Below are 24,527 nucleotides of genomic sequence, written 5' to 3'. Positions count from 1 at the left end.
GGGAGGGGGCAACGCCGCCGCTCAGGCCGTGGGCGGGGTGAAGTCCACGAGGAGGGACCTCGGGCCGCGGGTGAAGACGCCCTGTTCGGCCGGGTCGTAGCCGGAGGCCGGCCGCAGGTCCGGCATGGCGTCCAGGAGCTGGTTCGTGGCGATCTCGACCTCGGCCCTGGCCAGCAGGGCGCCGACGCAGAAGTGCCGTCCGAGCGCGAACGCCAGATGGTCCGCAGCCGCGGAGAAGGCCGTGGTCGCCGTCAGGTCGTCCCGGAAGACGTCGAAGCGGTCCGGATCCTTGTAGCGCCCGGGGTCGCGGTTGGCCGCACCGATCAGGCAGGTGACGGTGGCACCGGCCGGGACGGTGCCACCGCTGAGCGCGACGTCGACGGCGGCCTGACGCATGATCATGTGTACGGGCGGGCTGTGGCGCAGCGTCTCCGCGAAGGCCCGGTCGATCAGCGTCCGGTCCTGCCGGACGGCCGCGAGCTGCCGCGGATCGGCGAGCAGGTTCGAGAAGAGTCCTGCGATGGCCTTGTCCGTGGTCTCGGCGCCCGCGGTCAGCAGCAGGCTGCAGAACGCCTTGATGTCCCCGTCGCTCATGCGCACCCCGTCGACCTCGGCGGTGCAGAGCGCCGAGAGCAGGTCGTCACCGAGGTCATCGCGCCGGTCCCTGATGACCGGCAGCATGTACGCGGCGAACTCGGCCTGGGCCCGCGCCCCGGCCGCCGCGCACTCGGGATCCCCGGCCAGGTTGCCGGTGAACGCCACGAAGGCCCGGTACCAGCCGCTGATGCGTTCCTGGCCGGAGCGGTCCAGTCCGAACATGTCGGCGATGACGGTGATGGGGAAGTGGGAGGCGAAGCCGCTCACCAGGTCCACCGAGCCGGCGTCGCGGAAGACGTCGATCAGCTCCCGGGCGTTGCGCTCGATGAGCGGAACGACCTTCTCCCGCAGGTCGTTGCCGCGGAAGGCCGGGGCCACCAGTGCGCGCCGGGTGGCGTGCTCGCGGCCGCTCATCTGGAGGAGGGTCTTGCCGTGGACGGGCTCGGCCTGCCAGGCGTAGTTGTCCGTGGTGAAGAGCGAATCCTTGTCCTTGAAGGCCCGCGCGACGTCCTCGTAGCGCGAGATGAGGTAGCTCTGCGTCGGCTCGTGCCAGACGAGGGGCGCGCTCTCGCGCAGGGCCCGGTAGGTGGGGTACGGGTCGTCGGCGAACTCCTGGGACAGGATGTCGGGGACGTCGGGGATATCGGGGACGTCGTGAGCGGCGGTCATGGAATTCCCCCGTCAGCTTGGCTTCCGTCGCGCCGACACCGTCGGCGCGGTGGCCCCCGGCCTCTTTCTGCAAGGAAACACCACACTGCCTGCGGTGGCCAGGGTCTCGACACCCACGCCGAGTTCCCCGGTGCCGCGCTGGACACCACTGTCCCGGAGACCTCACCATCCCCTCGGTGACCTGCGGAGTCGGCAGGCACGCGGGAAACGGGAGTCGCATTTCACGCCCGCTCGGAATGGCGCCGAAAGGGCTTGTGGAAATGGGAGACCGGTGTGAATTCCGCGCGCCGGGCGCCGGCCGGGTCCCGTTCGATTCGGGATCCCCTGCTCTCCGAGGAGCCGTGAGCCGGCCCGAGCCGAACCAGCCCCTGTTGCTCCCCGGGCAGCCGGTCCGGAAGTGATCCCGACCGGGCGGAGACCATCGCCACCGGCCTCCGCCCCCGGAGATCGTTGCACGGGCTTCCGCCCTCGGCCGCCCGCTTCGTGCTCCGGGCCTCGCGCCCCCGGCACAGCGCCCTCGGCTCAGCCCTGCGCCAGGTCGGCCACGGGCTGCCACTTCTCCCACACCGCGAGACGCTGCTCGTAGTCGGCCTTGGCGATGCCGAGCGGGGCCGAACCGAAGAAGCAGCGCAGCGGCGGCTCGTCGGCATCGACGATCTTCAGCACGGCCGCGGCGGACGCGGTCGGATCGCCCGGCGTACCGACGCGCTTGCGGCGCTGCTCCTGCACCTCCTGGTGGAGGTCGGCGTACGCGGGCAGCGGCTCGGACGTGCTGGACGAGGAACCCGCCCAGTCGGTGGCGAACCCGCCGGGCTCGATCAGCGTGACCTTGATGCCGAACGGTGCCACCTCCTGGGCCAGCGCCTGGCTCATGCCTTCGAGTGCCCACTTCGACGCGTGGTAGATCCCGACCAGCGGGAAGGCGCTGATGCCCCCGATGGAGGAGACCTGGAGGATGTGGCCGCTGCCCTGCTCGCGCAGGAACGGCAGCGCCGCCTGCGTGACCCACAGGGCACCGAACAGGTTGGTCTCCAGTTGCGCGCGCGCCTCGGCCTCGGTGAGTTCCTCGATCATGCCGAAGTGGCCGTAACCGGCGTTGTTGACCACCACGTCGAGGCGCCCGAACCGCTCGTGCGCCTGCCGCACGGCGGCGAAGTCCGCGTCACGGTCGGTCACGTCGAGGCGCAGGGGCAGCAGTCGCTCCCCGTACTTGTCGCGGAGGTCGCCCAGCGTGGAGAGGTCGCGCGCGGTCGCGGCCACCGAATCGCCGCGTTCGAGGGCGGCGATGGCCCACTCCCTGCCGAAGCCGCGCGAGGCACCGGTGATGAACCAGATCTTCTGCGTCATGGTGTGCTCCTCGAGGAAACTCGTCATCCGTATGGTCAGCACGTCGCGGTGTTTCCCCACCAGCCAACACCATCGAGTCGACTCGAAGGCAACTCCGGCACCGGGGCGAGCCCGTCGTACGGGGCCCGGCCCCGTCGGCGCAACCCCCCGGCGGCGCCTGCTCGGTGGCGGCTCGGCCGGCACGCGGATCCGGTGGGCGCGTACGGGATCCGCGCGGGGCGGGGGTTCAGCGGCGCAGGACCGGCGGGGCTTCTCGGCGACCGCACGGGTACCGGAGGCCGGTGCCGTTCGGCCTTCCGGCGCAATCCTGGGCGCTCCCCCCGCCCCCTCCCGGGAGGCGGGCGTTGCGGCGCCTAGGTTGGTCGGCCGAAGCAGCGTTCGTCGACCATCGGAGTCCTTGCATGAATGCGACCGGCACGCCGAACGGCATGCCCCGGCGTCAGTTCGTGGCGCTTTCCGGTGCCCTGGGTGCGGGCGCCCTGCTGGCCGGGGCGGCCGGCAGCGCGTCCGCTGCGGCGTGTCCGCCGCCCGGCTCCGGCGGTACACCGGGCTGTCCCTGCCCGACGGAACCGCCCCCTCCCGGCGGCCCGAGCCCGTGCCCGCCGGCCCAGATGCAGCCCCTCTGCGGCAGTCCCGCGGACACCGACCCGCTGTGGCAGGACGTGCAGTACTGCACGCAGGGGATCGTCCCGCCCAGCGGGCACAAGGCGGACTGCCTCAAGACCGCCCCCAATTACGTGGTACTGCACGGCCGGCCCGCGTCGACGCACAACTACCTGACCGTGCCGGCCTGCCGGATCACGGGCATCGAGTGCCCGTTCCTGCTGAACCCCAACGTCGCGAACTACTGGCACGAGGCCTGGGAGAACGCCCGCGGGGGCGGTGACGTTCCCGTGCAGTACCGCTACATCGGGCTGGGGATCAACTCGCAGTCCGCCCGGCAGCTCAACCAGCTGCACATCCACATGGCCGGGGTCCGGGACAGCACGCAGCTGCGGCTGCAGGCCCTGGACGCTGCGGGACGGGTCGCGACGCACCCGTCGCAATGGGGGGACACCCAGTACCAGGCGCCGGTGACGGGAACGGGAGGGGACCGCACCTACCGGATCCTGCGGCTCCCCGCGTTGACGCCGAACCTGTTCGCCCTGCTGAACACGAACGTGGTGCGACCGTTCGGACTCCAGATGGCGGGCCAGACGCTGATCGTCGTGCCGAGGATGACCCCGACCGCCTTCGACGGCGCCTTCTACGTCCTCAACAGCGACGCCTCGCTCCCCAGCGGCACCATCACCTGCGACCGCCTCCTCGTGTACTGACGCCGGTCCGCGGGCGCCCGGCGGCCGGGCCGTCGCCTGCCTACGACGGCCCGCACCTCGTCCGCCGCCCCGAGGCCCCTCAGGGGCGGCGTCCGGCCCAGGCCACCAGCCGGTCGATGGCCGGGGCCCCGGCGTCCACGGCGACCACCTCGGCGAAGGGGATCCGCCCGCCACGGGTCTCGGCCGGCAGTGCGCGACGTACGACGTCGATCACCCGCTCGATCAGGCCCTGGTCCCACTCCGGGTCCTGTCCGGTCGCCCTGGCCAGGTCCCAGGTGTGCACCGTGAGCTCGTGGGTGTAGACGGCCGCGGCGGCCGCACCCGGCAGGACGCCCATCGGCAGGCGCAGCTGCCGCCCCAGGACGCCCGGATCCGCCCACACCTCCGCGACCTCGCGGGCACCCGGCTCCCAGGCCGCCGCCCATCCGCCGTCGGGGATCTCGTCGGCGAAGGACGGCACGCCGAACGGGTCCTCGCCGCGCCCGATCACCGAGATCCGGCGGACGACGGCGACGAGGTGGCTGGACAGCCGCCGCACGTCGAACTCCTCGCAAGGGGTCGGGTCGTCGTACTGCTCGGGCCGGACGGCGGCCAGCGTACGGCCCGCCAGCTCGACGGCCGCGGCGAGGTCGGCCCGCGGATCGAAGGAAGAAGGGGAGGCGGCGGAAGCGGGGTCGGAGGGGGCTGCGGCGGTACCGGTGGAGCCGGACGGGGTCTCGATGAGCTGCTCGGTGTTGTTCATACGTCCATCCTGGAAGCAAAAGTGGCCATCCTCCGGCCACTTTTCCGTGGAAAAATGCGAAGGCGACGACGAGCCCGCCCACGCAGGAGGAAAGAACGCATGAGAGCCGACCGGCTGGTGGCGACCCTGCTCTTCCTCCAGGAGCGCGGCCGCGTCACCGTCCCCGAAGTGGCCGCCGAACTGGAGGTGTCCCAGCGCACCGCGCGCCGCGACCTGGAGGCCCTGGCCACGTCCGGCATCCCCGTCTACTCGCAACGCGGCCGCGGCGGCGGCTGGTCCCTCGTCGGCGGCGCCCGTACCGACCTCACCGGGCTGACGGCCGAGGAGATCCGGGCGCTCTTCCTGATCACCGGCCCCCTGTCGGCCACCCCCGAACTGCGCACCGCCCTGCGCAAGCTGGTCCGGGCCCTGCCGCCGACCCTGAGGCCGCAGGCCGAGGCCGCGACCCGCGCGGGGGTCGTCGACGCCACGGACTGGTCCCGCAACGCCGTCACCGCCGATGCCGTCCACCGTTCCGCGCTCCAGGCCGCCGTCGTGGACGGGATCCGAGTCCGCCTCGGGTACGCGGGCCTCGGCAAACCCGCCGGCGAGCGTACCGTCGACCCGCTCGGGCTCGTGGCCAAGGCGGGGGTGGACTACCTGGTCGCCGGTACGGAGAGCGGCCTGCGCACCTTTCGGCTCAGCCGGGTCACCTCCGTCGAGCCGACCGGTGAACCGGTGGTCCGGCCGCCCGACTTCGACCTCGGCACGGCGTGGCGGGCGTTGTCCGGGGCCTTCCAGGACGGCATGTACGCGGTGACCGCCCGGGCCCGCGTCCGCCCCGACACGCTGCCCCTGCTGCAACGGTTCCTCGGCGGCCGTGTGCGCGTCGGTGGTCCGCTGCCCGACGGCTGGACCGAGGTCTGGGTGTCCGGCCCGGCCGCCAAGGCCCTGGCGGGCCACCTGGCCGGACTGGGGGCGGGGGTCGAGGTGCTGGAGCCGCCCGAGGTACGGCAGTGGCTGGCCCGGATCGGCGCCGAACTCACGGACACGTACCCGGGGGAGGAACCGCCCGCTCCACCCGGCCCGTAGGGTATATTCGATCTTGTGCTCGCAGCCGGGACTCCCGGTCGCGGGGCTCGCGTTGGTGGTCCAAGGAAAGACACCCCACTTCCCGTGGGGGAATGCAGGTGCAAGGCCTGCCCAGCGCTCGATCAGGGCCCCGGCCTCCTCACGGAGGCCGGGGCCCTTTGACGTTTCACCGCCTCACAGGACGGTGACCACGCCGCTCGCCGGGTCGTGGCAGCAGCCGTGGACAGGCAGGCGGTCATGTCCGAGGGGTCCCTCCCGTCGGGGACGAAACCACCCGGGATGCGGAGTTCGAAGACCTCGCCGGGGAGGGAGCCCACGATGGACGCCGCGTGCAGACGCGGGTCCGTGCAGGCGATGAGCAGCACGTCGGGGCGGAGGGCGCCGGCCACACCGGCTGCGCGACCTGGGCGTCCACCGGAGCGCCCCGCGCCCGCCCTTCGTCGATCGGCCCTTGCACCAGGGACCGCCGCCGCGGCGGCGGTACGGGCGGACCCGTACCGGGACGCCTGCTGCGGACGTCCACGGGCACGCACGTCCCGACCACCGTAGGAGGCCCGGACACCCCGGCTCCTCTGATCGGCTGATGCCCGGGGTGAGCGCTGCGCGTGAGCGCGTGTCCGAGGTCCGTGGGCGTAGGGGTCCGTGGGCCGGGACGCACGCCTGCCCACGCACAGCGGTCACACGGCGCGGCGAGGAAGAGCTGTGTCCGCCGGTCGGCCGGGCGTACGCGCGGGCCCCTCGTCGGAGGTGACCGCCGCGCCCGTGCGTACCTCGCCGTTCAGCGCACCCCGCGTTCCAGCCGCGCTGCCGGCCGGCGGTTCGGCCGCGGAGATGCGCCGGGCGATCCTGAGGCCGTCCACCACGGGCCGGCTGTCGTCCTCGTCCTCGTCCTCGTCGGCGGAGTGCCGGAGGCCCAGCACGTGGCTCGACCTCCGGGCCGGCGCTCGTCAGGTCGACGCGGCCGCCCCCCTCACCGGCGGTCCACACCACGCCGGTCAGGCCCCGGACGGCGCCGCCGCGAGGGCGTACGCACAACGCGGCAGGACCGCGAGACGGCCGCACGGGGAACACCGGCACGATCGCTGACGGTGCCCCACCCGGCCCGGGGCGCTGCTCCGCTCGGCCCATGCCGGGCTGCGAACCCCCTTGAGCCTCCCTACCGTGGCCGGATGGCCCTCAGTCCGTCAGCACGCAGGCTCCTCGCCCGGGCGACCGCCCTGGCAGCCGGCGCGAGCGTCGTCCTCATGCCCCCGCTCACCGGCGCCGCGGCGCGGGCCGAGCCCGCTCCGCCGCGCGCCGAGGCCCCGCCGGACCCCGCCCTGCTACACCGCCCCGGGGTCCAGGTCCGGCCCCACCCGGGCGCCCCTGCCCTGCCCGACGACCTGTCCGCACTGTCCTGGCTGGTGGCCGACTCCGGAAGCGGGGAGGTGCTCGCCGCCCACGACGCCCATCTGGGACTGCCGCCCGCCAGCACCATGAAGACCCTCTTCGCGCTCACGGCCCTGCCCCACCTGCCGCGCGGCGGCACCCACACCGTCACCGACGCCGAACTCGCCGACGTGGGCGAGGGCAGCAGCCTCGTCGGGCTCGACGCCGGCCTGACGTACCGGATCCCCGACCTGTGGCGGGGCGTCTTCCTCAGCTCCGGCAACGACGCCGTCCACGTCCTGGCCTCCATGAACGGCGGCTGGACGCAGACGGCCGCCCAGATGCAAGCCCGAGCCCGCGCCTTGGGCGCGACCGACACCCACGTCGTCTCCCCGGACGGCTACGACGCCGAAGGCCAGGTGTCCTCCGCCTACGACCTCGCCGTCTTCGGCCGGGCCGGGCTCGCCGACCCAGACTTCGCCCGCTACGCGGCCCTCACCGACGCGCAGTTCCCCGGGGATACGGACGCCGAGGGGCGGCCGGCCTGGACGTACGGCATCGAGAACACCAACCGGCTGCTGACCGGCGAGGACGGCGTCGGCGTCTACCCGGGCATCGTCGGCGTCAAGAACGGCTACACCTCCGAAGCCGGATACACCCTGGTCACGGCCGCACGACGGGACGGCCGCACCCTCCTCGTCACCGTCATGAACCCCCAGCGGGGCGGCGCCTTCGCGGTGTACGAGGAGACGCGGGCCCTGCTGGACTGGGGCTTCGCCGCCGCCGGCCGGGTGGAGCCGGTCGGCTCGCTCCTACCGCCGCCCCGGCCCCAACGAGCCGGAACGGCCGCCCCGCCCGCCGCCCCGCCGCCCCCGGCGTCCGCCGCCGGCACCGGGACCGCCAACGCCTGGCCGGCCGGCCTCCTCGCCGGCACCGGCGCAGCCGCGGCGGCCTGGTACCACCTCCGGCGCCGACGGCCGCGCCCCGCTCCGCCGTCGCAGACCGCCGGCCCCGGGCCGACGCCCTGAAGCTCCCAGGCAGACGCCCCACCCGGCCCGCCTGAGGCGGGGATGCTGCTCTTCACCCACGAGCTCCAGAGACGGCTGACGCAGGCCGGATCCCGCCTGCCGGCGCACGCGGTCCACCCCGGTTACGCCGCCACCAGCCTGCACGGCCCGACGCTGCCGCCACCTCGACCGCTTGACAAGAACGATTGGGAACCAGTCACAGGTACGCCGCTGATGCGTGGCGGGAGTGTCGGCCGATCCGTGGTTCCCACGTCGGGCCTGGTTATGCTGCCGCCATGGGTTTGGATCTCATGCTGTTCATGGCGGACTGGAAGTGTTTGAGCGCGATACCCGTCGAGAAGCGGATTGAGGCACTGGCGGATGCCGCCCCCTGGCCGCCGGAGCTTGACAGCGCGAACGACGCCGGCGGGCGGAGCGGCGGCTGGGTGTGGCTACCGGACCGGGAGTCCGCATGGTGCGCCGAGTACGACTTCTTCACCACCACTGGTGCCTTCCGCCCGCATGCCCGCGCGGGGGATGCGTGGGCTGACATGCGGCCTCTCGTCGACGTGTGCGTGCGCGATGCGATGGACACCTTTCTCATCGATCTGATCTGGGATGCGAACCCGGAAGACGATCCTGCGCTGACCGGCGGCGGAGGGTTCTTCCCGGCGCCCACCGACCGATGGCACCCGCGTGTCCTTCTGGTGTGCCCGCCTGAGGCCCTGCCGGGCAAGGCCCGCGCCTGGACGCAGGTGGCGTCCCGCCTTGAGGAGCTACGCGACCCGTTCGCCGCCGAGTGCGAGGGCTGGGCAGGCCGCCCGGACACCTTCGAGGACTTCACCGCGCTTCTGCGTGAATGGGGCGACGTGACCACCGAGGCTGCGCGCCGCGGTTGGGGACTGGTGGGTCTGCCCTAGCGGTCACCCGCGAGAGGCGCCTGGCCCGCATGCGTCGCGCACCCCGAACTGAGCGGCACAACTGGCGAACTGCGCCCAGCGAAGTTTCGCGGTGGCGGATGCCGCCGAGCTAACGGTTCTTCCCGGGGGCGGGCCGCTCGCGCGGGCGGAGCTCCACGCCGCGGCCGTCAGGGCGTTGGCGGCCGCCGGGGACCGGCCGGGGGTGGGGGTACGGGCGGAGCTTGTCGCCGCGCGCACCGGGTGCGCCGTGCGGCCGTCGCGCTCGGCGTGGCGGTCCCCGTCATGCCCTGACCTGGGCTAGTTCCTCCACAGCGAGGGCGGCCGGTCGTTCCAGCACCCCCATGGCGGTGTCGGGACGGCAGGCCGGGCAGGCTTCCACGCCCTCGGAAAGGGCGCACCGGGCAAGATCGGCGGTGGCGGCCTTGCAGCGGGTTCGGGTATCCCAGCAGCTGCCGACGTGCACCCGCGCAGCCGGCCGTCTGGCACCGATCTTGTACTCGGTCAGCCAAGGTCCAACATCGCGGAGCGCAACGCCGTCGCCCCGGTCGGTACCCGCATCATCACCGAAGCGACCATGGCAACTCTGGGCCAGGCCGTCCGCAAGGCGATGATCGCTCTGGCAGACGCCGACGCATGGCGCGCGCCGGGCGCCATCGAAACGCAGTTCCAAGCACATCGCCTCCTGGCCGCAGGGAACGCGTCCAGACCACCATCTCCGAGGCCGAGCTGATCCGCCGCAACAACGAGACCCTCGCCGCCCAGCGCGCAACCGAGCAGGCCCCACAGAACCCGCCGCAGCCCGCGCCGACCAAGTGAAATCCAGCCACCCAGACGGGGTGTCGTATCAGCCATCCCAGGCGTAACGTAAGCCGTCCTGGAGGGGTACCAGCGCCTCCCCGCTACTGCGCTGGCCGCCCGAGCCCTGCCGTCGCCCCCCCCGTGCGGCAGGGCTCTTCTCCTGCACGGCCGCACCACAGACGAGGAGCGTATGAACGACGACGCCCCCACCGTCGGAGAGACCATCACCGAGATCGCCGCCCGTTCCGGGCGCGCCAGATCCACCGTCAGGAGACTGACTGGCCGCGCCGCCATCGGGCGGCGCGGCCAGGCTTGGCTGTACGACCCGACTGCCGTCGATGCCTGGCTCACACGCCGTGTGCATCGGGGAATCGCCGTCGACTGGATGCCTGAGGGCCTCTACTCGCTGCGGGACATCGTGGCCGCAACGGGCCTACCTCTCAGCACCCTTCGGTCTCGGGTACAGGTCGGCCTGCTGCCGCGCCGGCGGACGACACATCCGGGCAGTCACACCTGTGGTTCGGGGCGACCATCGCCGCGGCCATGAAGCGCAGCCCCTACCCCCGCTAGTGCATCTCGTCGCAAAACCGGTCGGCGTGCCCCGTCCTGGGGGCATGTCCGGCGTGCACGGACACAAGTCCCGCCCACCCGCCGGGCTTTCGCGCGTCACAGGACGGTCACACAGCAGACGTGGACGGCGACCGCTGGCCACCATGGCGCTATGCGCACACTCCACCTCGCCACCGTCTTCGCCGCGGCCACCCTGCTCACTCTCACCGGGTGCAGCTCCAGCAGCCCCAAAGCCGCCACTGACGTCCAGGTCTCACCCGCGCCCGGCCAGCAAGCCACCTACCTCGCCGCCCTCAACGCCATCGACCCCGAGATCGTCAATGGCAAGGACGACAAGGCCATCAGCCGCGGCCTCGACCAGTGCACCGCGATGAAGACCGAGACGAACCCCAACAGGCGCGTCACTCAGGTAGAGGAGCGATTCATCAGCCCGCACCACCCGGGCGGCTTCGGCCCCGCCAAGAGCTCCCTCATCCTCGGCGCCGTACAGAAGAACCTCTGCCCCACCCTCTGACCAACCCCACAAGCCACTCGGTGCGAGTGGATGCGGGTGCGGCCGCCCGGGACTAACGGGTGTCGCAGAAGGCTCAGTGCCGGGCATTGCTCCTGTATAGGTGGGGTGTTGCGGGCTGAGCCGGTGTGGGTCGAGACGTTGCCGGCCTTGCGAATCGACCGGTTCGCGAAGCTGGTGAAAGCAGTGAAGGAGCGGGGCGGGAACGGTCCCGGTGGCGACAGGCCGTGGTGCCTGCCGCTGGCCGACCGGGTCCTGCTGGTTGCCGTCTACTACCGCACCAACCTCACCATGCGGCAGCTCGCCCCGCTCTTCGTGATCTCCCCGGCCACCGTCTGACGGGTCGTCCAACGCCTGCGTCCGTTGCCGGCCCTGGAGCCCGCCCCGCGGCCGGTCGCCGACGTGGACCGGCGACCGTACCGTCGGAGCCTCCTCCCGCAACCACCGGCTCTCGGCGAACGTGCAGGTCATCATCGACGCAGGCAGCCGCCTGGTCATCGCCTCGGCCCGGCCCGCGCCGGGCAACAAGGCCGACGCCCACGTGTGGCGGGAGTCGGGCCTGCCGGCCGTGGCGGCCGGGACGACTGTGATCGCGGAAGGCGCCTGCCTCGGCACCGGCCTGATCGTCCCGCACCGCAGAAGAGCCGGACGTCCCCTCCTGCGCGGGCAGGAAGAGGACAACGGTCGCGTTCGAGGGCCTGGACGGAGCGGTGCACGCCGCGTTTGAGCTTCTTCTGGGCCAGCCCGGCGAACCAACGCTCGACCAGGTTCAACCAGGGTGCTCTGGTCGGCGTGAAGTGCAGGTGGAACCGTGAGTGGGCTGGCAGCCATCGTTTGACGCTGGGTGTCCTGTGGGTCGCCTAGTTGTCCGGGATCAGGTGAACCTGCAGGTCAGCCGGGGCTTCTTTGTCGAGCTTGGTGAGGAACTTCTTACTCCGCTGCCCGGTGACGGCGGTGCAGGGAACTGTGATCTTCCGTGGGACACCGGGCCGCGGGTCGTCGCACAAGCCGTCCAGTCCCCACTCGATGAAGCAGCGCCGCCAGGTGCGGACCGTGTCCGGAGCGATCCGCAGCCGGAGCGACACCTCCATGATCGAGTGGCCTCCGGCGCACTCCAGCACGATCCGCGACCGCTGAGCCGAAGCCTGAGCCGTCGGACGGCGACGTAACCAGCCCTCCAGCACTGCCCCGCTGGGCATCAGTGACCGACAACGGCGGAATCATCGGACCCGCACGACGCATGCTCGACTGACAACGAGTCTCTGCCTCAGGTCACTGGGCCGCCCCCTTCGGATCCGCACAAGCGGCCCCCTCCTTTCTCACACGACTCCCTGCCTCCCCAGCGCCCCTGCCGCCGATCGTGCGCCCGCCTGGCTAGGCGAAGGAGAACCAGTTGACGTTGACGAAGTCGGAGGGCTGGCCGCTGTCGAAGGTCAGGTAGACGTCGTGCGTTCCGGTGGTGCGGCGGATGTCGGCGGGGACCGTGCGCCAGGCCTGCCAGCCGCCGGTGTTGGCGATGGCGAAGCCGCCGACCGGGGTGGCTGTGGGGCTGTCGAGGCGTACCTGGACCAGGCCGCTGACTCCGCCGTCGGCCCCGGAAGCGACGCGGGCGTCGAAGCGGGTGGCGCCGGTGGGGCCGAAGGCGACGGCCGAGAACTTGAGCCAGTCGCCGTTGGACAGATGGCCGACGTCGGATCCGCCGCCGCCGTCGGAGCAGGCCTCGACCTGTGCTCCGGACTGGGCGTTGAACGTCTCGGCCTGGAGGGTGGTGAAGGCGCTGACCCCGCCGCCCGGAGCGGTGGCGGTCGGCGTCGGGGCCGGTGTGCCGCCGCCGGCCAGACCGCCGACCGTGATGGTCCAGCGGCCGGGGGTGCCGGACTGCACCTTGCCCTCGAAGTCGACTCCGGCCGGGTGCACGTCGTCGTACGGGAAGGCGTATCCGAGATGGTCGGGGGCGGTGTTGTGCAGGATGCGGGCGTAATGGTTGGTGCGCGGTCGGGTGTAGAACGCGGCGGGATTCTCGGCGGTCGGCTGGTGGGGGTTGTCCAGCAGGGTGGTGCGGTTGAAGGCGGCGGCGAGCCGTGCGCTGAGATTGCCCATCAGGTCGTTGCCCGTGGTGAAGGGCGTGTCGCTGCAGGAGAAGATCGAAAGGGTGGACGGCTTGGCGAAGCTGCCGACTCCGGGGAAGGCGAGGACGTCGCCGTTCACCCGGCCGGTGACGGTTCCCCAGGTGAACTGGGTGTCGATGCGCAGGTCGGTGGAGCGGTACTTGTTCCACACCTCGTCCACGTAGCTGTCGAAGTAGCCTCGGAACAAGGCGCTGTTGCCGCGGATCGCCAGGTTGGGGCTGAGTACGCGCACGTCGCGACCGCCCGCGGTGACGATCAGTCGGCTCCAGTCGCTGCCGTCGGCGGCGGACTGGGCCCGCAGCGCGGCGGCGACCCGGGACAGTCCGTCGGCGGGCAGCCCGCGTACGGTCTGGGTGCCCTGCTCGGTCTCCAGTTCGAAGGCGATCGGCAGCGAGACCATGTCGACGAACGTGATGTTGGCGTACAACTGGTCGCTGTTGAAGGTGAATTCGCAGAAGTCGTGAGCGACGTTCGCGTTGGGGTCGGTGGGGTTGCTCACCGACGGCAGGGCCAGACCGCCGCCGCGGTTCACCAGGAAGGTGAGCTTCGCGCCGACGGAGAAGTAGATACGGCCGCTGTCCAGGCGCGGCAGCGTCACCCTCCGCGCTCCGGCGCCGGACGCGTTGAGCGGGATGGCACAGTCGACCCCGAGCGGGGTCTGATCGTCGGCCGGAGCCGGCGGGTGGTACAGGCTGGAGCCGTTGGCCCGGACGAAGGCCCAGGTGCCACCGGCCGCGGGGTCACGGCCGAGCACGTAGGCGTACACCGTGTTGTTGCCGGTGGTGTTCACCAGGTCCAGGGGGAGCGTGGCGGTGGTGGACGCGTTGGCGCCCATCTCGAGCCACGCTGCCGCGGCGGGCACCGCCAGGGCCAGGCCCGCCGTCACGGCGAGGAGTTTTCTACGGGACATGGTGCGTTGGTGGCGAGCCGTCACGGTGGGGGTCCGTTCTTCGTGAGGTCGGGCGGGGGAGCGGTCGGACGCAGGGACCGGGGGGAGGGAGAGGGGAGCGCGGCTGGGCCGGTGGGTCAGCCGACCGTCCACTTCTGGTTGGCGGCGCCGGTGCAGGTCCAGGTCTGCAAGCGGGTGCCGTCGGCGGAGGAGTTGCCCTTGGCGTCCAGGCACTTGCCCGCACCGGTGTTGGTGAGGTCACGGGCGGCGGTGTACGTCCACTTCTGGGCGTTGGTGCCGTTGCAGGTGTAGAGCTGGACGACGGCGCCGTCGGCGGTGGAGCCGCCCGCGACGTCCAGGCACTTGCCGAGGGCGCGGACGGTGCCGTCGCCCGCTATGGTCCACTGCTGGGCCGCGCTGCCGGTGCAGTCGTGCAGCTGGATGGGGGTGCGGTCGGCGTCGGAGCCGCCGGCGACGTCGACGCACATGCCGCCGATGCCACGGATCGGGCGTGCGGCAGGGGCGCCGGCGGAGGAGGCGCGGACGTAGTCGACGGTCATCGTCTGCGGGAAGGACGTGGAGGCGTCCGGGCTGCCGGGCCAGTCCCCACCGACCGCCAGGTTGAGGATGACGAAGAACGGGTGGTCGAAGACCCACTTGTTGCCGCCGGTGTCGGCCGGCGTGAGGGTCTTGTACGTGGTGCCGTCCACCGACCAGACGAGGGAGTTCGGGCTCCAGTCGACGGCGAACACGTGGAAGTCGTCGGCGAAGGCGCGGCCGCCGGGCAGGTTGTACGCGGCGCCGAGGCCGCCCGCTCCGGAATAGCCGGGGCCGTGCACCGTACCGTGCACGGTGCTGGGTTCGCGGCCGATGTTCTCCATGATGTCGATCTCGCCGCTGTTGGGCCAGCCCACGCTGCCGAGGTCGTTGCCGAGCATCCAGAAGGCGGGCCAGATGCCCTGGCCGCGCGGGATTTTGATGCGGGCCTCGAAGCGGCCGTACGCCTGGGTGAAGGTTTTGGCGGTGTTCAGCCGGGCCGAGGTGTACTGGCACTGCCCGTACCAGCAGCCGAGGCCGGCGTCGGTGTTCTTCCGCGCGGTGATGACGAGGTTGCCCTGGCCGTCGAGCGCGGCGTTCGACGTGCTGTTCGTGTAGTACTGCAGCTCGTGGTTGCCGAAGCCCGAACCACCCCTTTCCAGGGTCCACTTGGCGGAGTCAGGGGCGCGGCCGGCCGCACCGTCGAACTCGTCGGACCAGGTCTGCGCGACACCTGCGGCCTCGGCGGGCGGGGCGACCGAACGGGTGAAGGACATGAGCACCGCCGCGACCAGGGCGGTGGTCACGAGGAGCACCACTCCGCCGAGAGAGCGGCGACGTGCGCGATGAGCAGCAGCCATGGGCATGGTTCCTTGTCTGGGTGGGGGAGGGGAGGAGGAGGGGGAGGAGGGGGGCCAGGCCGGGCGAGCCGTGAAGAGTGAAGGCGGGGCACGAGAGCGCTCTCAAACGTGACGCAATGTCACCCGAGGCAGTGAGTATTACGGAGGGGCAACTGCCATGGCAACGTCAGGCGCCACTCCTCGCACGCCTCTGAGCTGGGGTTTTCTCTTGCGGTCTTCGGCTTAACGATCTCTTAAGGCTGGCTTGATGCAGAGAGGTGTGAATCGGAGCCTCACGTGAGCGTCGGCCGGACGGCCGCCGCGGGTACTCCGCGCCGGCGTCCGGACCGCGTGCTCCCGGCCACGTACCGGGCCCCGGCCGACGGTTCCTCGTTCATGCGCCGGTGTCCGGCGCCGCGCGGGACCTGGTGCCGCGCCGACCTCAGGCGTGTGCAGGGTCAGGCGTGTCCGGCGTCAGGCGGTGTGCAGCGTCAGGCCGTAGCGGCTGAGGATTTCGTTGACCGGCTGGAACCACGTCTGGCCGCCGGACGAGCAGTTGCCCCAGCCGCCGGAGGTGACGCCCTGGGCCTGGTCCCCGCTGAGGAACGAGCCGCCGGAGTCGCCTCCCTCGGCGCAGACGCTGGTCTTCGTCATCTGGTAGACCGGGCCCTGGCTGTAGTTGACGGTCTCGTTCTTGGCGAGCACGGTGCCGCAGTGCCAGTGCGTCGTGGACCCCGACCGGCAGATCGAGGCGCCCACGGGTGCCTCGGCGGAGCCGCGTACCAGCTGGTCCGGGATGGTGCCCCAGCCGAGCACCACCGGTACGGTCCACCAGCCGCTGTGGATGCCGACGTACGCGTAGTCGTCGCCGGGGAACGAGGATCCCTGGAAGGTGCCCATCGCGGACCCGTCCCAGCCGCGCACGGCGGCCCCCGCCTGCCCGCAGTGCCCGGCCGTCACGAAGCCGCCGTACACGGAGAAGCCGATCGAACAGCGGACGTTGCCGGTGTGGTACGGGTCGCCGCCGACGGTGCCCGCGGCGTAGGTGCGGGGCGGCTGCGCCGTCTCGGCGACGGTGACGGGGCCGCCGGCCCGGGCCCGAGCGACGAACGCCCGTACGTCGGGGGCTTCCCGCTCGGTACCCACGACCGTGACGACGACGCTGTTGGTCCGCGGGTCGACGTGCCAGCCGGCCACCCCGGCGGGGGCATGCAGCGTGTCCAGGCGCGCTTTGGCGCGGTCCAGCGCGGCGGCGCTGTGCCTGACGAGGCGGGTGTCGGCGCCCAGTGCCCGCACCTCGGACTCCTCCGCGCGGTCGGTCACCGCGACGACGAGCCGGCCGGTGGACGGCTCGTACCACGAGCCGCCGTAGGCACCACCCGCGGCCTGCCGTGCGGTCTTCTCCACGACCGCGGCGGCCTTTTCTGCACTCAGCCGTTCCTCGGCCTGGGAAGCGGTGAGCCCGAGGTCCCGGCGCATCGCGTCGACCAGTCCGGCCGAGGCGGACGGCGCTGAGGCGGACGATGCCGCGGTGGGCTCCGGAAGCGGGACGGCGCTCGCCACGCCGGCATGGGCGGCGCCTAGGCCGACGGTCAGGAGGAGGGCGGCGAGGGTGGCGCGTAAGGGGGTGGTGTGTTTCACGAGACCTCCTGGCGTGGGGGATTGAACGCTTGAGAGCGCTCTCACGGAGTGTCGGGCGCTACGCTAGCCCATGCCACTTGTCAGGTCCATACCAAGGCCGCTTCCGCCGCGGCGGTACCCGCGCGACCACTCGGTCACCGAGGACTGCCCCCGGCGCCGAGGGCTGACACCAGTACTCGGTGTGGGCCGAGGCCGCCGAGGCCCTGCGTTCGGTGGGCATCGAGCCGCGTGTGTTCAGCGGCGGGTCGACGCCGACGGTCGGGCAGTGGAGGCCGGGGTTCGTGAACGAGCAGCGGCCCGGGGTGTATGCCTTCAACGACGCTACGCAGTTGGCCATCGGATCGTGCGGGCCCGAGGATCTGGCCCTGGTGACGGCGGCCACGGTCGTCAGCGTCCCGGACCCGAACAGGTTCGTGCTGGACGCCGGAAGCAAGGTCTTGGGCTCGGACCAGTCTCCCTGGGTGTCCGGGCGCGGATACCTGCCGGACTTCCCGGACGCGACGATCACCGTCATGTGGGAGCACCACGCGGTCGTCCGCGTAGCCGAAGGCACGAGCGTGCCGCAGATCGGCTCCGTGGTCGCGGTCGTGCCCAACCACGTGTGCACGCCGGTCAACCTCGCCGACGAGCTGCTGGCCGTTCAAGGCGGCAGGCTCGTCGACCGCTGGCCGGTCACCGCGAGGGGAGCCAACACCTGACACCCGCCGAAGCCGGGGCGGGTCGAAACCACGGCGGGCAGCGAGAGCCACCCGCGTACCTCTCTGGGATCCGCCCACCAACGCTCTGGCCGACCGTGCCGCTCCTCGGGGAGGCACGCGTATCCGCCCCCGACGGTCTCGGCCGCTCGCGGGGGTGTGCTGATGGGGGACCCGTAGTCTGCGGGCATGTCCGATGTCCTGTCCGCCCGCATGCCGTCGACGCTCTTCGACGGGTTGCGGACCGCTACACCGGGCAGGACGTCGCCACCGCCGCGCAGGCCGCGGGCCTTTGGGTACAGCAGGTATTCACCGCCACACAGTGTCCCTTGACCGACTGAGTGATCCCGGCCCGAGACGCACACTCGTGGTGGCTGTCCTGTTCTCGATCACCGGCGTCCGCCCGGACGAGCACGACAAGCTCACGCGGCCCGTCCCGGCGAACCACGGCCGAGGTCCCGGCCGCCTCCGCCGCGCCTTCCACCGTCGACGACCAGGACGCTGCCCTCCTACGGGCGGAGCCGGGCGGATCCGCGCGAACACGCTTTGGCCATGGCCCATTCCGAGTACGGCGGACCAGCGCCGGTCGCCGCGTCTCCCTTGCCGCCTCGTGTCCCGGCCCGCCCGTGCGCGGGTGATGCGTTGTCAGGGCTGGTCGGTGGTGAGGTGGCGGAGGTAGGCGGCGGCGGTGGGGTAGGCGTGGTCCTGGGCACCGTGGCGGTGGAGTTCGAGCCGGCCGTCGGGGTGGATGCGCACGGTGGTGGTGGCGCGCCGTGGAGCCCGGGTTTCCTCGTGCCGACCGGTGAGGGTGTCCGAGGTGAGGACGGGGACGGGCGGCGGGAACATGGCGGTCGCGTCGGAGGCCGTGGCGGCGGGCGGCCGGCCGGTGCGGTTGGCGCTGCTGACGTAGAGCAGCGGACAGCCGGCGAGGACGGGCAGCAGGGGGGTCCAGCGGGCGCCGAACAGCAGGGCCCAGCCGTCGCGGACGGCGGGTGAGAGCCACCCGGGGCAGGGCACGTCCCGGCGGAGCGGAACCAGCAGGGTGAGGAGTTCCTCCTCCAGGAGCCGGCGGGCTGTCCGCGCGTGGCCCGCGTCGAGCGCCGAGGACGCGTCGAGGGCGGTGAGGGTGTCCGGGTGGTGGGCCCACAAGGCGACGGCCTGGCCGGCCGGCCGGCCTTTGGCCGTGTTCACGGCGCCCGGAACGGTCGCGGCGAGGACGTAGGTCAGCGGTGCGGGGTTGGGCAGCACCACCGCCGTTCCCTCGCCCAGGGCCCGCCGCGCTTCGGCGACACCGGTGAAGGGGCCGCGGGGTGCGGTCGCGGTCACCGGGTGTCTCCGGCCGGTGCGTGGGCGAGACCGTCGAGGTAGGCGGCGAACGCCGCGTCGTCGACGACGGCCCGGCCGCTGCGGTAGGCCCGCGACTTCACCCACCGCATCGCCGCCCGTGCCCGTTGCTGGTCGAGGGCGTGTCCCAGCCGGGCGGCGACGGCGGTGACGACGCGGGCGCTGGCCAAGTGGGTCAGGACCACGGCCGGTTCGACACCCAGCACCTCGTGGGGGTCGTAGGGCTGGAACAGCTGCGGATGCACGAAGGGGGTTCCCGTCGAGAGGGTGCCGACCCCGGGGCCGACGATGGGTGTGGTCACGCTCAGCGGTACGCCGGTCTCCTCGGCCACCGCCCGCGCGATCGGCGTCAGAGCGGTCAGGTCCGGGGCGGTCCACCACGGTGCCGCATCAGGACCGAGGACCTCCTCGGGGTGACGGTCCAGGAGGAACACCAGCTGTTCGGTGGCCACCATCCCGGCCCGCTCCGCGATACCCAGCCACGCAGCGGAGACCACCCTCACCCCCGCCGAGAGTGCCTGCAGCGTGTTGGCCAGGCCCAGACCGAGATCGTTGTGCAGGTGCGCGCCCAGCACCACGCCCTCACCGGCCCCGGCCGCCACCGCGTCGAACATCGACCGGCAGCCGGCGGGCAACTGACCGCCGACGGTGTCGGCCAGCAGCACCACGCCCGCCCCGGCCCCCGTCATCGCCCGCGCGTACGCGGCCATCAGTGCGGAGTCGGCGCGGGAGGCATCCGCCAGGCACACGTCCACCGCGACCGACGCGTCGAGGTCACGGGCCCGCTTGACGCACGCGACGCCCTCCTCCAACGCCGCCCGCGCGCCGCGGTGCACCATCACCCGCGCCATGGCCTCCGACGCCGGCACCACCACCATCACCCGCGCGTGCGTACTGCCGCGCACCGACGCAACGGCCTGCACCACGTCCTGGGCGGCGCCCCGGCACACCGCGGCCACACTCACCGCACCCTCGGCCTCCACCGCGACCTGACGGACCGCCTCGAACTCCTCGGCACACACCGCCGGGAACCCCGCCGCGAACACCACGTGCCGCGGCCCGTCCGCACCGAACATGCCTCCCTGCCGGCGCGCGAGCCGCACCCGGAAGTCCGCTGTCATGAGCGTCTTGGCCTGCGCGCCGTCGCGCGCGGACTCCTCCCAGATGACCACCCGGCCCGCCCCGGCCGACTCCCGCACCACGTCCACGCCTGATCCCCCGCCCCTTCGCGGCCGTCACCTCCGGTGCGGCGACCGGCTCGTCCGTCGTCGGGGAAACGATCTCCCAGCGCCCACGAGCGGTCCGGCCGCAGCGGCGGCTGTCACCCGATCGGGGGACAAGGCTTGTGCGGGTCCGACCTCATCGTGCTCAGGCGCGCCGGAACGGCGCGCACCGACTCCGGACGTGGTCGATCGGAGGAGACGACCGCGCGCCGGAAGGAGATCCGGGGGACGGACCCGGACGCGCCGTCGGCGTCACCGCGCGCCGCTCGCCGTACGCGCCCCGGCACCCGACGCCGTACCCTCCCCGTCGTCCGCACCCGAGCCGTCCGCCCCGGCGCCCGCCTGACGGAACGCGGTCGTCTGGAGCAGCAGTGCCAGCACGCACACCAGGGTGCTCAGTCCCCAGATCGTCAGATACGCGGAGAGCGCGGGGACCTCCGTACCGCCGACGACCATCGTGCCGAGGACCACGGAGGCACCCGCGCCCGCGACGCTGCCGCCCAGCGTCTTGAGGTTGTTGTAGACGGCCGTGGCGCTCGCCGTACGGTCCTCGGCACTGCCCTCCACGATGACGGTGGGCAGCCCGCCCAGCGCCAGGCCCATGCCGAAGCCCGTCACCGCGGACGACAGGGCGAACAGCGGAAGTACGGCGTACGAGGCCATCAGGCCCGCGCTGCCGGCCGCCATCAGCCCGAACGCGGCGAAGAGGGTCCTGCGGTAACCGGCCCGCGCGGCCACCCGGGCCACGACGCTCGCCCCGATGAAGGCCAGCACGTGCGGCACCCCGCCCCAGAGGCTGATCTCCCAGGTGGCGAGCGAGAATCCGTATCCCTCCACCGCGGGTGACGCGGCCAGATAGGTGATCGCCACGGCCTGACCGCCCAGCATCACCGAGCCGAAGACGAAACCCGAGACGTAGTACGCCGCCGTCTGCCGCCGGGCGACCGCCCGCACGTCGACCAGGGCGTACGGACGGGCGAGTTCGAGCCGGACCCACCAGATCAGGAGCGCGGCGGCGGCCAGGAGACCGGCCGGCGTGGGCAACGAGGTCCAGCCCCAGGCGGCCGCCCGGGCCACGGTGCCGAGGAAGAGCACGAGCGCCGGACCGAGCAGCAGCGCACCGGCCCAGTCCATCCTGCCTTCCGCCCGGCTGAGGGACTCGGGAATGCCGCAGTACGAGAGCACCGCGCAGCCGCAGGCGAGCGCGGCGAGCACCCAGAGCGTGACGCGGATGTCACCGGTGAGATGGAGGAGAGGGCCCGCAAGGGCGTGACCGAGGAGGGATCCCAGGGTCAGCGCACCGACCAGGAGCCCGACCGCCCGGCGTCCGCCGTCAAGGTCGAGCCGGCTGCGCACCAGACCGATCTCCAGCGGCAACAGCGCGGCCAGCGGCCCCATCAGCGCCCGGCCGAGCAGCAGTACCGCGACGTTCGGCGCGAGCGCGACCAGGAGGGTACCGAGCGCGACGCAGGCGAGGGCGATCCGGGTGAGACGACGGTGTCCGTACAGGTCGCCGAGCCGCCCGAAGGCGGGCGCGCTCACCGCGGCGGCCAGGAACTGGGTCGCCGTGAACCACTGGGCCTCGGACGCGCTGATGGCCTGCCAGTCCCGCACGGCCGGCAGGAGCGCCGGCGCGGATCCCTGGAGGAAGCCGCTGACGAGCTCGAACACGACGAGCAGCCCGACGACGGCAGTGACCTTGGCGTCGCGTCTCGCGGGGCGCGGCGCCGCCGGGGGCGTCACGCCCCGTCCCCTGTCGTGGCGAGACGCCGCTCGGCCAGTTCCGCCAGCAGCGCCGCCTGCCGCGCGAGGACGGCATCGTCGAAGACGGCCCTCGGCGAGTGGTTCTCCGGCGCCTTCTCCAGGTCGGCGCCCTCGGGCGCGGCTCCGACCAGCAGCATCGCCCCCGGGACCTGCTGCAGCACCAGCGAGAAGTCCTCCGAACCGCTGGCCGGCTGCGGCGCGTGCCACACCTCTCCCGCGCCGAAGAGTTCGCGGGCCGTGTCCATGGCGAAGGCGGTCTCCGCGGGCTCGTTGACCGTGACCGGGTAGAGCAACTCGTAGGCCACGTCCACTTCCAGCCCGTGCGCGGCGGCGATCCCGCGCACCAGGCGGGGGAGCCCCTCGGCGAGGCGCTCGTGGGTGGCCTCGGAGTAGCTGCGTACGGTGGCCTTGAACTCGGCCGTGTCCGGGATCACGTTCTGCTGCGTACCGGCGTGCAGACTGCCGACGGTCACCACCACCGGATCGAAGATGTCGAAGGTCCGCGTCACCCAGTTCTGCAGCGCCGTGACCATCTCGCAGACGGCGGGCACCGGATCCTTGGCGCGGTGCGGCGCCGACCCGTGGCCGCCCTCACCGCGGACCGTCACCTTCAGGACATCCGACGCCGTCATCACCGTCCCCGGACGGGAGGCGATCCAGCCGCCGGGCAGCCGGTTGGCCGCGACGTGCAGGGCGAAGGCGGCGTCGACGCGCCGGCCCGCCGCGTCCAGGACGCCCTCCTCGATCATCGCGCCGGCGCCGTTGTAGCCCTCCTCACCCGGCTGGAACATGAAGACGACATCGCCGTGCAGCGCCTCGCGCCGGTCCGCGAGCAAGGCCGCGGCGCCGACGAGCCCGGCCGTGTGCAGATCGTGTCCGCAGCCGTGCATCCGACCGGCGACCTCGGAGGCGTACGGGAGCCCCGTCCGTTCGGCCACCGGCAGGGCGTCCATGTCGCCGCGCAGCAGCACCGCGCCGCCGGGGCGGCCGCCGCGCAGCACGGCCGTGACGGAGGTGAGGTCCCGGCCGAGCGTGATGTCGAGGGGGAGGCCTTCGAGTGCGGCGAGCACCTTCTCCTGGGTGCGGGGAAGCTGGAGGCCGAGCTCCGGCTCGCGGTGCAGCGAGCGGCGGAGCCGGACCAGATCGGGCTGTAGTTCCCTGGCGCGTTCCAGTACGGACATGCTGCGTCAACCTCCTGATACGGTTCCGGCCGTGGTCAGGGCAAGGCTGAAGCCCCGCCGGGTAGAGGGATCCGGATTCGCAGGAAAAACGCAGGAGGACCCCCGTGACGCAGGAAAGCGGGCGAGAGGCCGAAAGCGCGAAGGCGGGCGGCAGTGCCCCCACGCCCGGGAAGAGGGCGGGGACGCCGCCCGGCACCCTCCCCGCGGCGAAGCCGGGGAGAACGGCGGGCTCCGTGTCCGGCCCGGCCCCGCTCCCGGCCCCGTACGCCCTCGACGATGTCGACCAGGCCCTCGTGCACGCCCTCCAGATCGCCCCGCGCGCGGACTGGACCCGGATCGGCTCCGTCCTCGGCCTCGACGCGGTCACGGTCGCCCGGCGCTGGAACCGGCTCACCGAAGCGGGCGCCGCGTGGATCAGCTGCCACCCCGCGCCCGTCCTCGCCGCCGCCGGTCAGGGACTGCTCGCCTTCGTCGAGGTCGACTGCGCCAACGGCAGCCTGCTCGACGTCGCCCGCGCGCTGGCCGCGCTGCCCCACGTCACCGCCGTCGAGCACGTCAGCGGCGACGGCGATCTGCTCGTCACCGTCCTGGCTCCCGACCTCGTCGCGCTCACTCACTGGGTGACCCGGGGACTCGGCTCGATGCCCGGCATCAGCGCCACCCGCACCCATCTCGCGAGCACGGTCTACACGGAGGGCAGCCGCTGGCGCCTGCGCGCCCTCGACCGCGGCCGGATCGCCCGCCTCGCCGACGGGGAACCTGCCCGGGGCGAGGTACCCGTCTTTCCCCTCTCCGACCTGGACCACGATCTCATCGCCGTACTGTCGGTCGACGGCCGCGCGACGTACCGCGCGCTGGCCGAGAGCTCCGGAGCGAGCCCGGACACCGTACGGCGCAGGCTCGGCCGCCTGTTCGCCGCCGGGATGCTCCAGACCCGCTGCGAGGTCGCCAGGCCGCTCTCCGAGTGGCCGGTCGCGGTCGTCTACTGGGGCCGGGTGGCGGCCGGCGCCCTTGAAAGCGTCTCCCGGCTCGTCACGGGCGTCCGGGAGGTACGGCTGTGCGCGGGCGTGACCGGCCGCCACAACCTGCTCGTCGTCGCCTGGGTGAAGTCCCTCGCGGACGCCCAGCGCTTCGAGGTGCGGCTCAACGAGCGCGCACCGGGCCTGGAGATCACCGACCGCGCCGTCGTGCTGTGGCTGATGAAGGTCAGCGGCCACCTGCTCGACGAACGGGGCTACCGGATCGGCGCCGTCCCCTTCGACGTCCGCGCAGCCGCCCGTACGGCGCCGACGGAGCGCTGACGAGCCACCGCCCGGCAGCGCGTCGCCGCGCTCGGAACCGCCCCGCCGAGGGAGGCGTCGTGTCCGGG

Annotated in this window: 20 protein-coding genes and 2 pseudogenes; 8 read left to right on the top strand and 14 right to left on the bottom strand. The window is 72.7% G+C overall.

Annotated elements, in window-relative coordinates; translation table 11 throughout:
• Positions 1–21: 21 nt before the first annotated feature.
• Together ACZ5D2_RS29195 and ACZ5D2_RS29190 are read right to left on the bottom strand one after the other, a co-directional pair.
• On the bottom strand, positions 22–1,266 hold the full coding sequence (locus tag ACZ5D2_RS29195; RefSeq protein ID WP_331738728.1) for a cytochrome P450: 1,245 nt from the start codon (positions 1,264–1,266) through the stop codon (positions 22–24).
• Between the two features lie 522 nt (positions 1,267–1,788).
• On the bottom strand, positions 1,789–2,613 hold the full coding sequence (locus ACZ5D2_RS29190; protein ID WP_331739030.1) for an SDR family oxidoreductase: 825 nt from the start codon (positions 2,611–2,613) through the stop codon (positions 1,789–1,791).
• Positions 2,614–3,224: 611 nt separating this feature from the next.
• Between ACZ5D2_RS29190 and ACZ5D2_RS29185 the strand changes: the two genes are divergently transcribed.
• Positions 3,225–3,929, top strand: a complete 705-nt coding sequence (locus ACZ5D2_RS29185) for a CDP-diacylglycerol diphosphatase (RefSeq protein ID WP_331738730.1) — start codon at positions 3,225–3,227, stop codon at positions 3,927–3,929.
• Positions 3,930–4,008: 79 nt separating this feature from the next.
• On the opposite strand, the gene ACZ5D2_RS29180 is transcribed toward ACZ5D2_RS29185, so the two are convergent.
• Positions 4,009–4,671 (bottom strand): TIGR03086 family metal-binding protein, encoded by a 663-nt coding sequence (locus ACZ5D2_RS29180; protein WP_331738732.1) that lies wholly within the window; start codon positions 4,669–4,671, stop codon positions 4,009–4,011.
• 99 nt (positions 4,672–4,770) lie between these two features.
• Between ACZ5D2_RS29180 and ACZ5D2_RS29175 the strand changes: the two genes are divergently transcribed.
• Entirely contained in the window at positions 4,771–5,742 is a 972-nt protein-coding gene (locus ACZ5D2_RS29175) for a helix-turn-helix transcriptional regulator (RefSeq protein WP_331738734.1), read from the top strand.
• Positions 5,743–6,419: 677 nt separating this feature from the next.
• On the opposite strand, the gene ACZ5D2_RS29170 is transcribed toward ACZ5D2_RS29175, so the two are convergent.
• Positions 6,420–6,662, bottom strand: a complete 243-nt coding sequence (locus ACZ5D2_RS29170; RefSeq protein WP_468933388.1) for a hypothetical protein — start codon at positions 6,660–6,662, stop codon at positions 6,420–6,422.
• Positions 6,663–6,911: 249 nt separating this feature from the next.
• Here ACZ5D2_RS29170 and ACZ5D2_RS29165 point away from each other — a divergent pair, with 249 nt between their 5' ends.
• Positions 6,912–8,138, top strand: a complete 1,227-nt coding sequence (locus tag ACZ5D2_RS29165) for a D-alanyl-D-alanine carboxypeptidase family protein (RefSeq protein WP_468933386.1) — start codon at positions 6,912–6,914, stop codon at positions 8,136–8,138.
• A 275-nt stretch (positions 8,139–8,413) separates the two neighbouring features.
• Positions 8,414–9,037, top strand: coding sequence for a hypothetical protein (locus ACZ5D2_RS29160; RefSeq protein WP_468933384.1), 624 nt, complete (start codon positions 8,414–8,416; stop codon positions 9,035–9,037).
• 280 nt (positions 9,038–9,317) lie between these two features.
• Here ACZ5D2_RS29160 and ACZ5D2_RS29155 read toward each other — a convergent pair whose 3' ends face one another.
• Positions 9,318–9,707 carry a DUF6233 domain-containing protein gene (locus ACZ5D2_RS29155; protein WP_468933382.1) on the bottom strand — a complete coding sequence of 130 codons (390 nt, stop codon included), beginning with the start codon at positions 9,705–9,707 and terminating at the stop codon, positions 9,318–9,320.
• 849 nt (positions 9,708–10,556) lie between these two features.
• Here ACZ5D2_RS29155 and ACZ5D2_RS29150 point away from each other — a divergent pair.
• Both ACZ5D2_RS29150 and ACZ5D2_RS29145 read left to right on the top strand, forming a co-directional pair.
• On the top strand, positions 10,557–10,919 hold the full coding sequence (locus tag ACZ5D2_RS29150) for a hypothetical protein (RefSeq protein ID WP_331738748.1): 363 nt from the start codon (positions 10,557–10,559) through the stop codon (positions 10,917–10,919).
• 96 nt (positions 10,920–11,015) lie between these two features.
• Positions 11,016–11,610: pseudogene (locus ACZ5D2_RS29145) on the top strand (transposase); the annotation flags it as partial.
• A 61-nt stretch (positions 11,611–11,671) separates the two neighbouring features.
• Here the strand turns inward: ACZ5D2_RS29145 and ACZ5D2_RS29140 are convergent.
• The 5 genes and pseudogenes from ACZ5D2_RS29140 to ACZ5D2_RS29120 all read right to left on the bottom strand — a co-directional run.
• Positions 11,672–11,719 (bottom strand): annotated as a pseudogene (locus ACZ5D2_RS29140) (hypothetical protein); the annotation flags it as partial.
• Between the two features lie 57 nt (positions 11,720–11,776).
• A complete protein-coding gene (locus ACZ5D2_RS29135; RefSeq protein ID WP_468933381.1) occupies positions 11,777–12,007 on the bottom strand; it encodes a helix-turn-helix domain-containing protein in 231 nt (76 codons plus the stop codon).
• Between the two features lie 283 nt (positions 12,008–12,290).
• A complete protein-coding gene (locus tag ACZ5D2_RS29130) occupies positions 12,291–13,955 on the bottom strand; it encodes a beta-1,3-glucanase family protein (protein ID WP_468933379.1) in 1,665 nt (554 codons plus the stop codon).
• A gap of 116 nt (positions 13,956–14,071) precedes the next feature.
• The gene (locus ACZ5D2_RS29125) at positions 14,072–15,331 is read right to left on the bottom strand and encodes a family 16 glycosylhydrolase (protein ID WP_468933377.1); all 1,260 of its coding nucleotides are present in this window, start codon (positions 15,329–15,331) and stop codon (positions 14,072–14,074) included.
• A gap of 453 nt (positions 15,332–15,784) precedes the next feature.
• Positions 15,785–16,951: a S1 family peptidase gene (locus ACZ5D2_RS29120; protein ID WP_331738763.1), complete on the bottom strand. Its 1,167-nt coding sequence runs from the start codon at positions 16,949–16,951 to the stop codon at positions 15,785–15,787.
• A 281-nt stretch (positions 16,952–17,232) separates the two neighbouring features.
• Here ACZ5D2_RS29120 and ACZ5D2_RS29115 point away from each other — a divergent pair, with 281 nt between their 5' ends.
• Entirely contained in the window at positions 17,233–17,649 is a 417-nt protein-coding gene (locus tag ACZ5D2_RS29115) for a type III PLP-dependent enzyme domain-containing protein (RefSeq protein ID WP_468933373.1), read from the top strand.
• A gap of 642 nt (positions 17,650–18,291) precedes the next feature.
• On the opposite strand, the gene ACZ5D2_RS29110 is transcribed toward ACZ5D2_RS29115, so the two are convergent.
• The 4 genes from ACZ5D2_RS29110 to ACZ5D2_RS29095 form a co-directional block, all read right to left on the bottom strand.
• On the bottom strand, positions 18,292–18,972 hold the full coding sequence (locus ACZ5D2_RS29110; protein ID WP_468933370.1) for a hypothetical protein: 681 nt from the start codon (positions 18,970–18,972) through the stop codon (positions 18,292–18,294).
• Positions 18,969–20,198 (bottom strand): 2-isopropylmalate synthase, encoded by a 1,230-nt coding sequence (locus tag ACZ5D2_RS29105; protein ID WP_468933367.1) that lies wholly within the window; start codon positions 20,196–20,198, stop codon positions 18,969–18,971. The genes ACZ5D2_RS29110 and ACZ5D2_RS29105 overlap by 4 nt, the downstream gene beginning before the upstream one ends.
• A 267-nt stretch (positions 20,199–20,465) precedes the next feature.
• Positions 20,466–21,956, bottom strand: coding sequence for an MFS transporter (locus ACZ5D2_RS29100; RefSeq protein WP_468933365.1), 1,491 nt, complete (start codon positions 21,954–21,956; stop codon positions 20,466–20,468).
• Complete coding sequence (locus ACZ5D2_RS29095; protein ID WP_468933362.1) at positions 21,953–23,158, bottom strand: M20 metallopeptidase family protein; 1,206 nt, start codon at positions 23,156–23,158, stop codon at positions 21,953–21,955. The genes ACZ5D2_RS29100 and ACZ5D2_RS29095 overlap by 4 nt, the downstream gene beginning before the upstream one ends.
• 104 nt (positions 23,159–23,262) lie before the next feature.
• Here ACZ5D2_RS29095 and ACZ5D2_RS29090 point away from each other — a divergent pair, with 104 nt between their 5' ends.
• Positions 23,263–24,459 (top strand): Lrp/AsnC family transcriptional regulator, encoded by a 1,197-nt coding sequence (locus ACZ5D2_RS29090; protein ID WP_468933359.1) that lies wholly within the window; start codon positions 23,263–23,265, stop codon positions 24,457–24,459.
• Positions 24,460–24,527: the final 68 nt, after the last annotated feature.

The organism is Streptomyces sp. NPDC031479, assembly GCF_055581065.1.
Note: the sequence above shows the minus strand (reverse complement) of the source record. Positions and strands in the feature narration are given on the sequence as shown.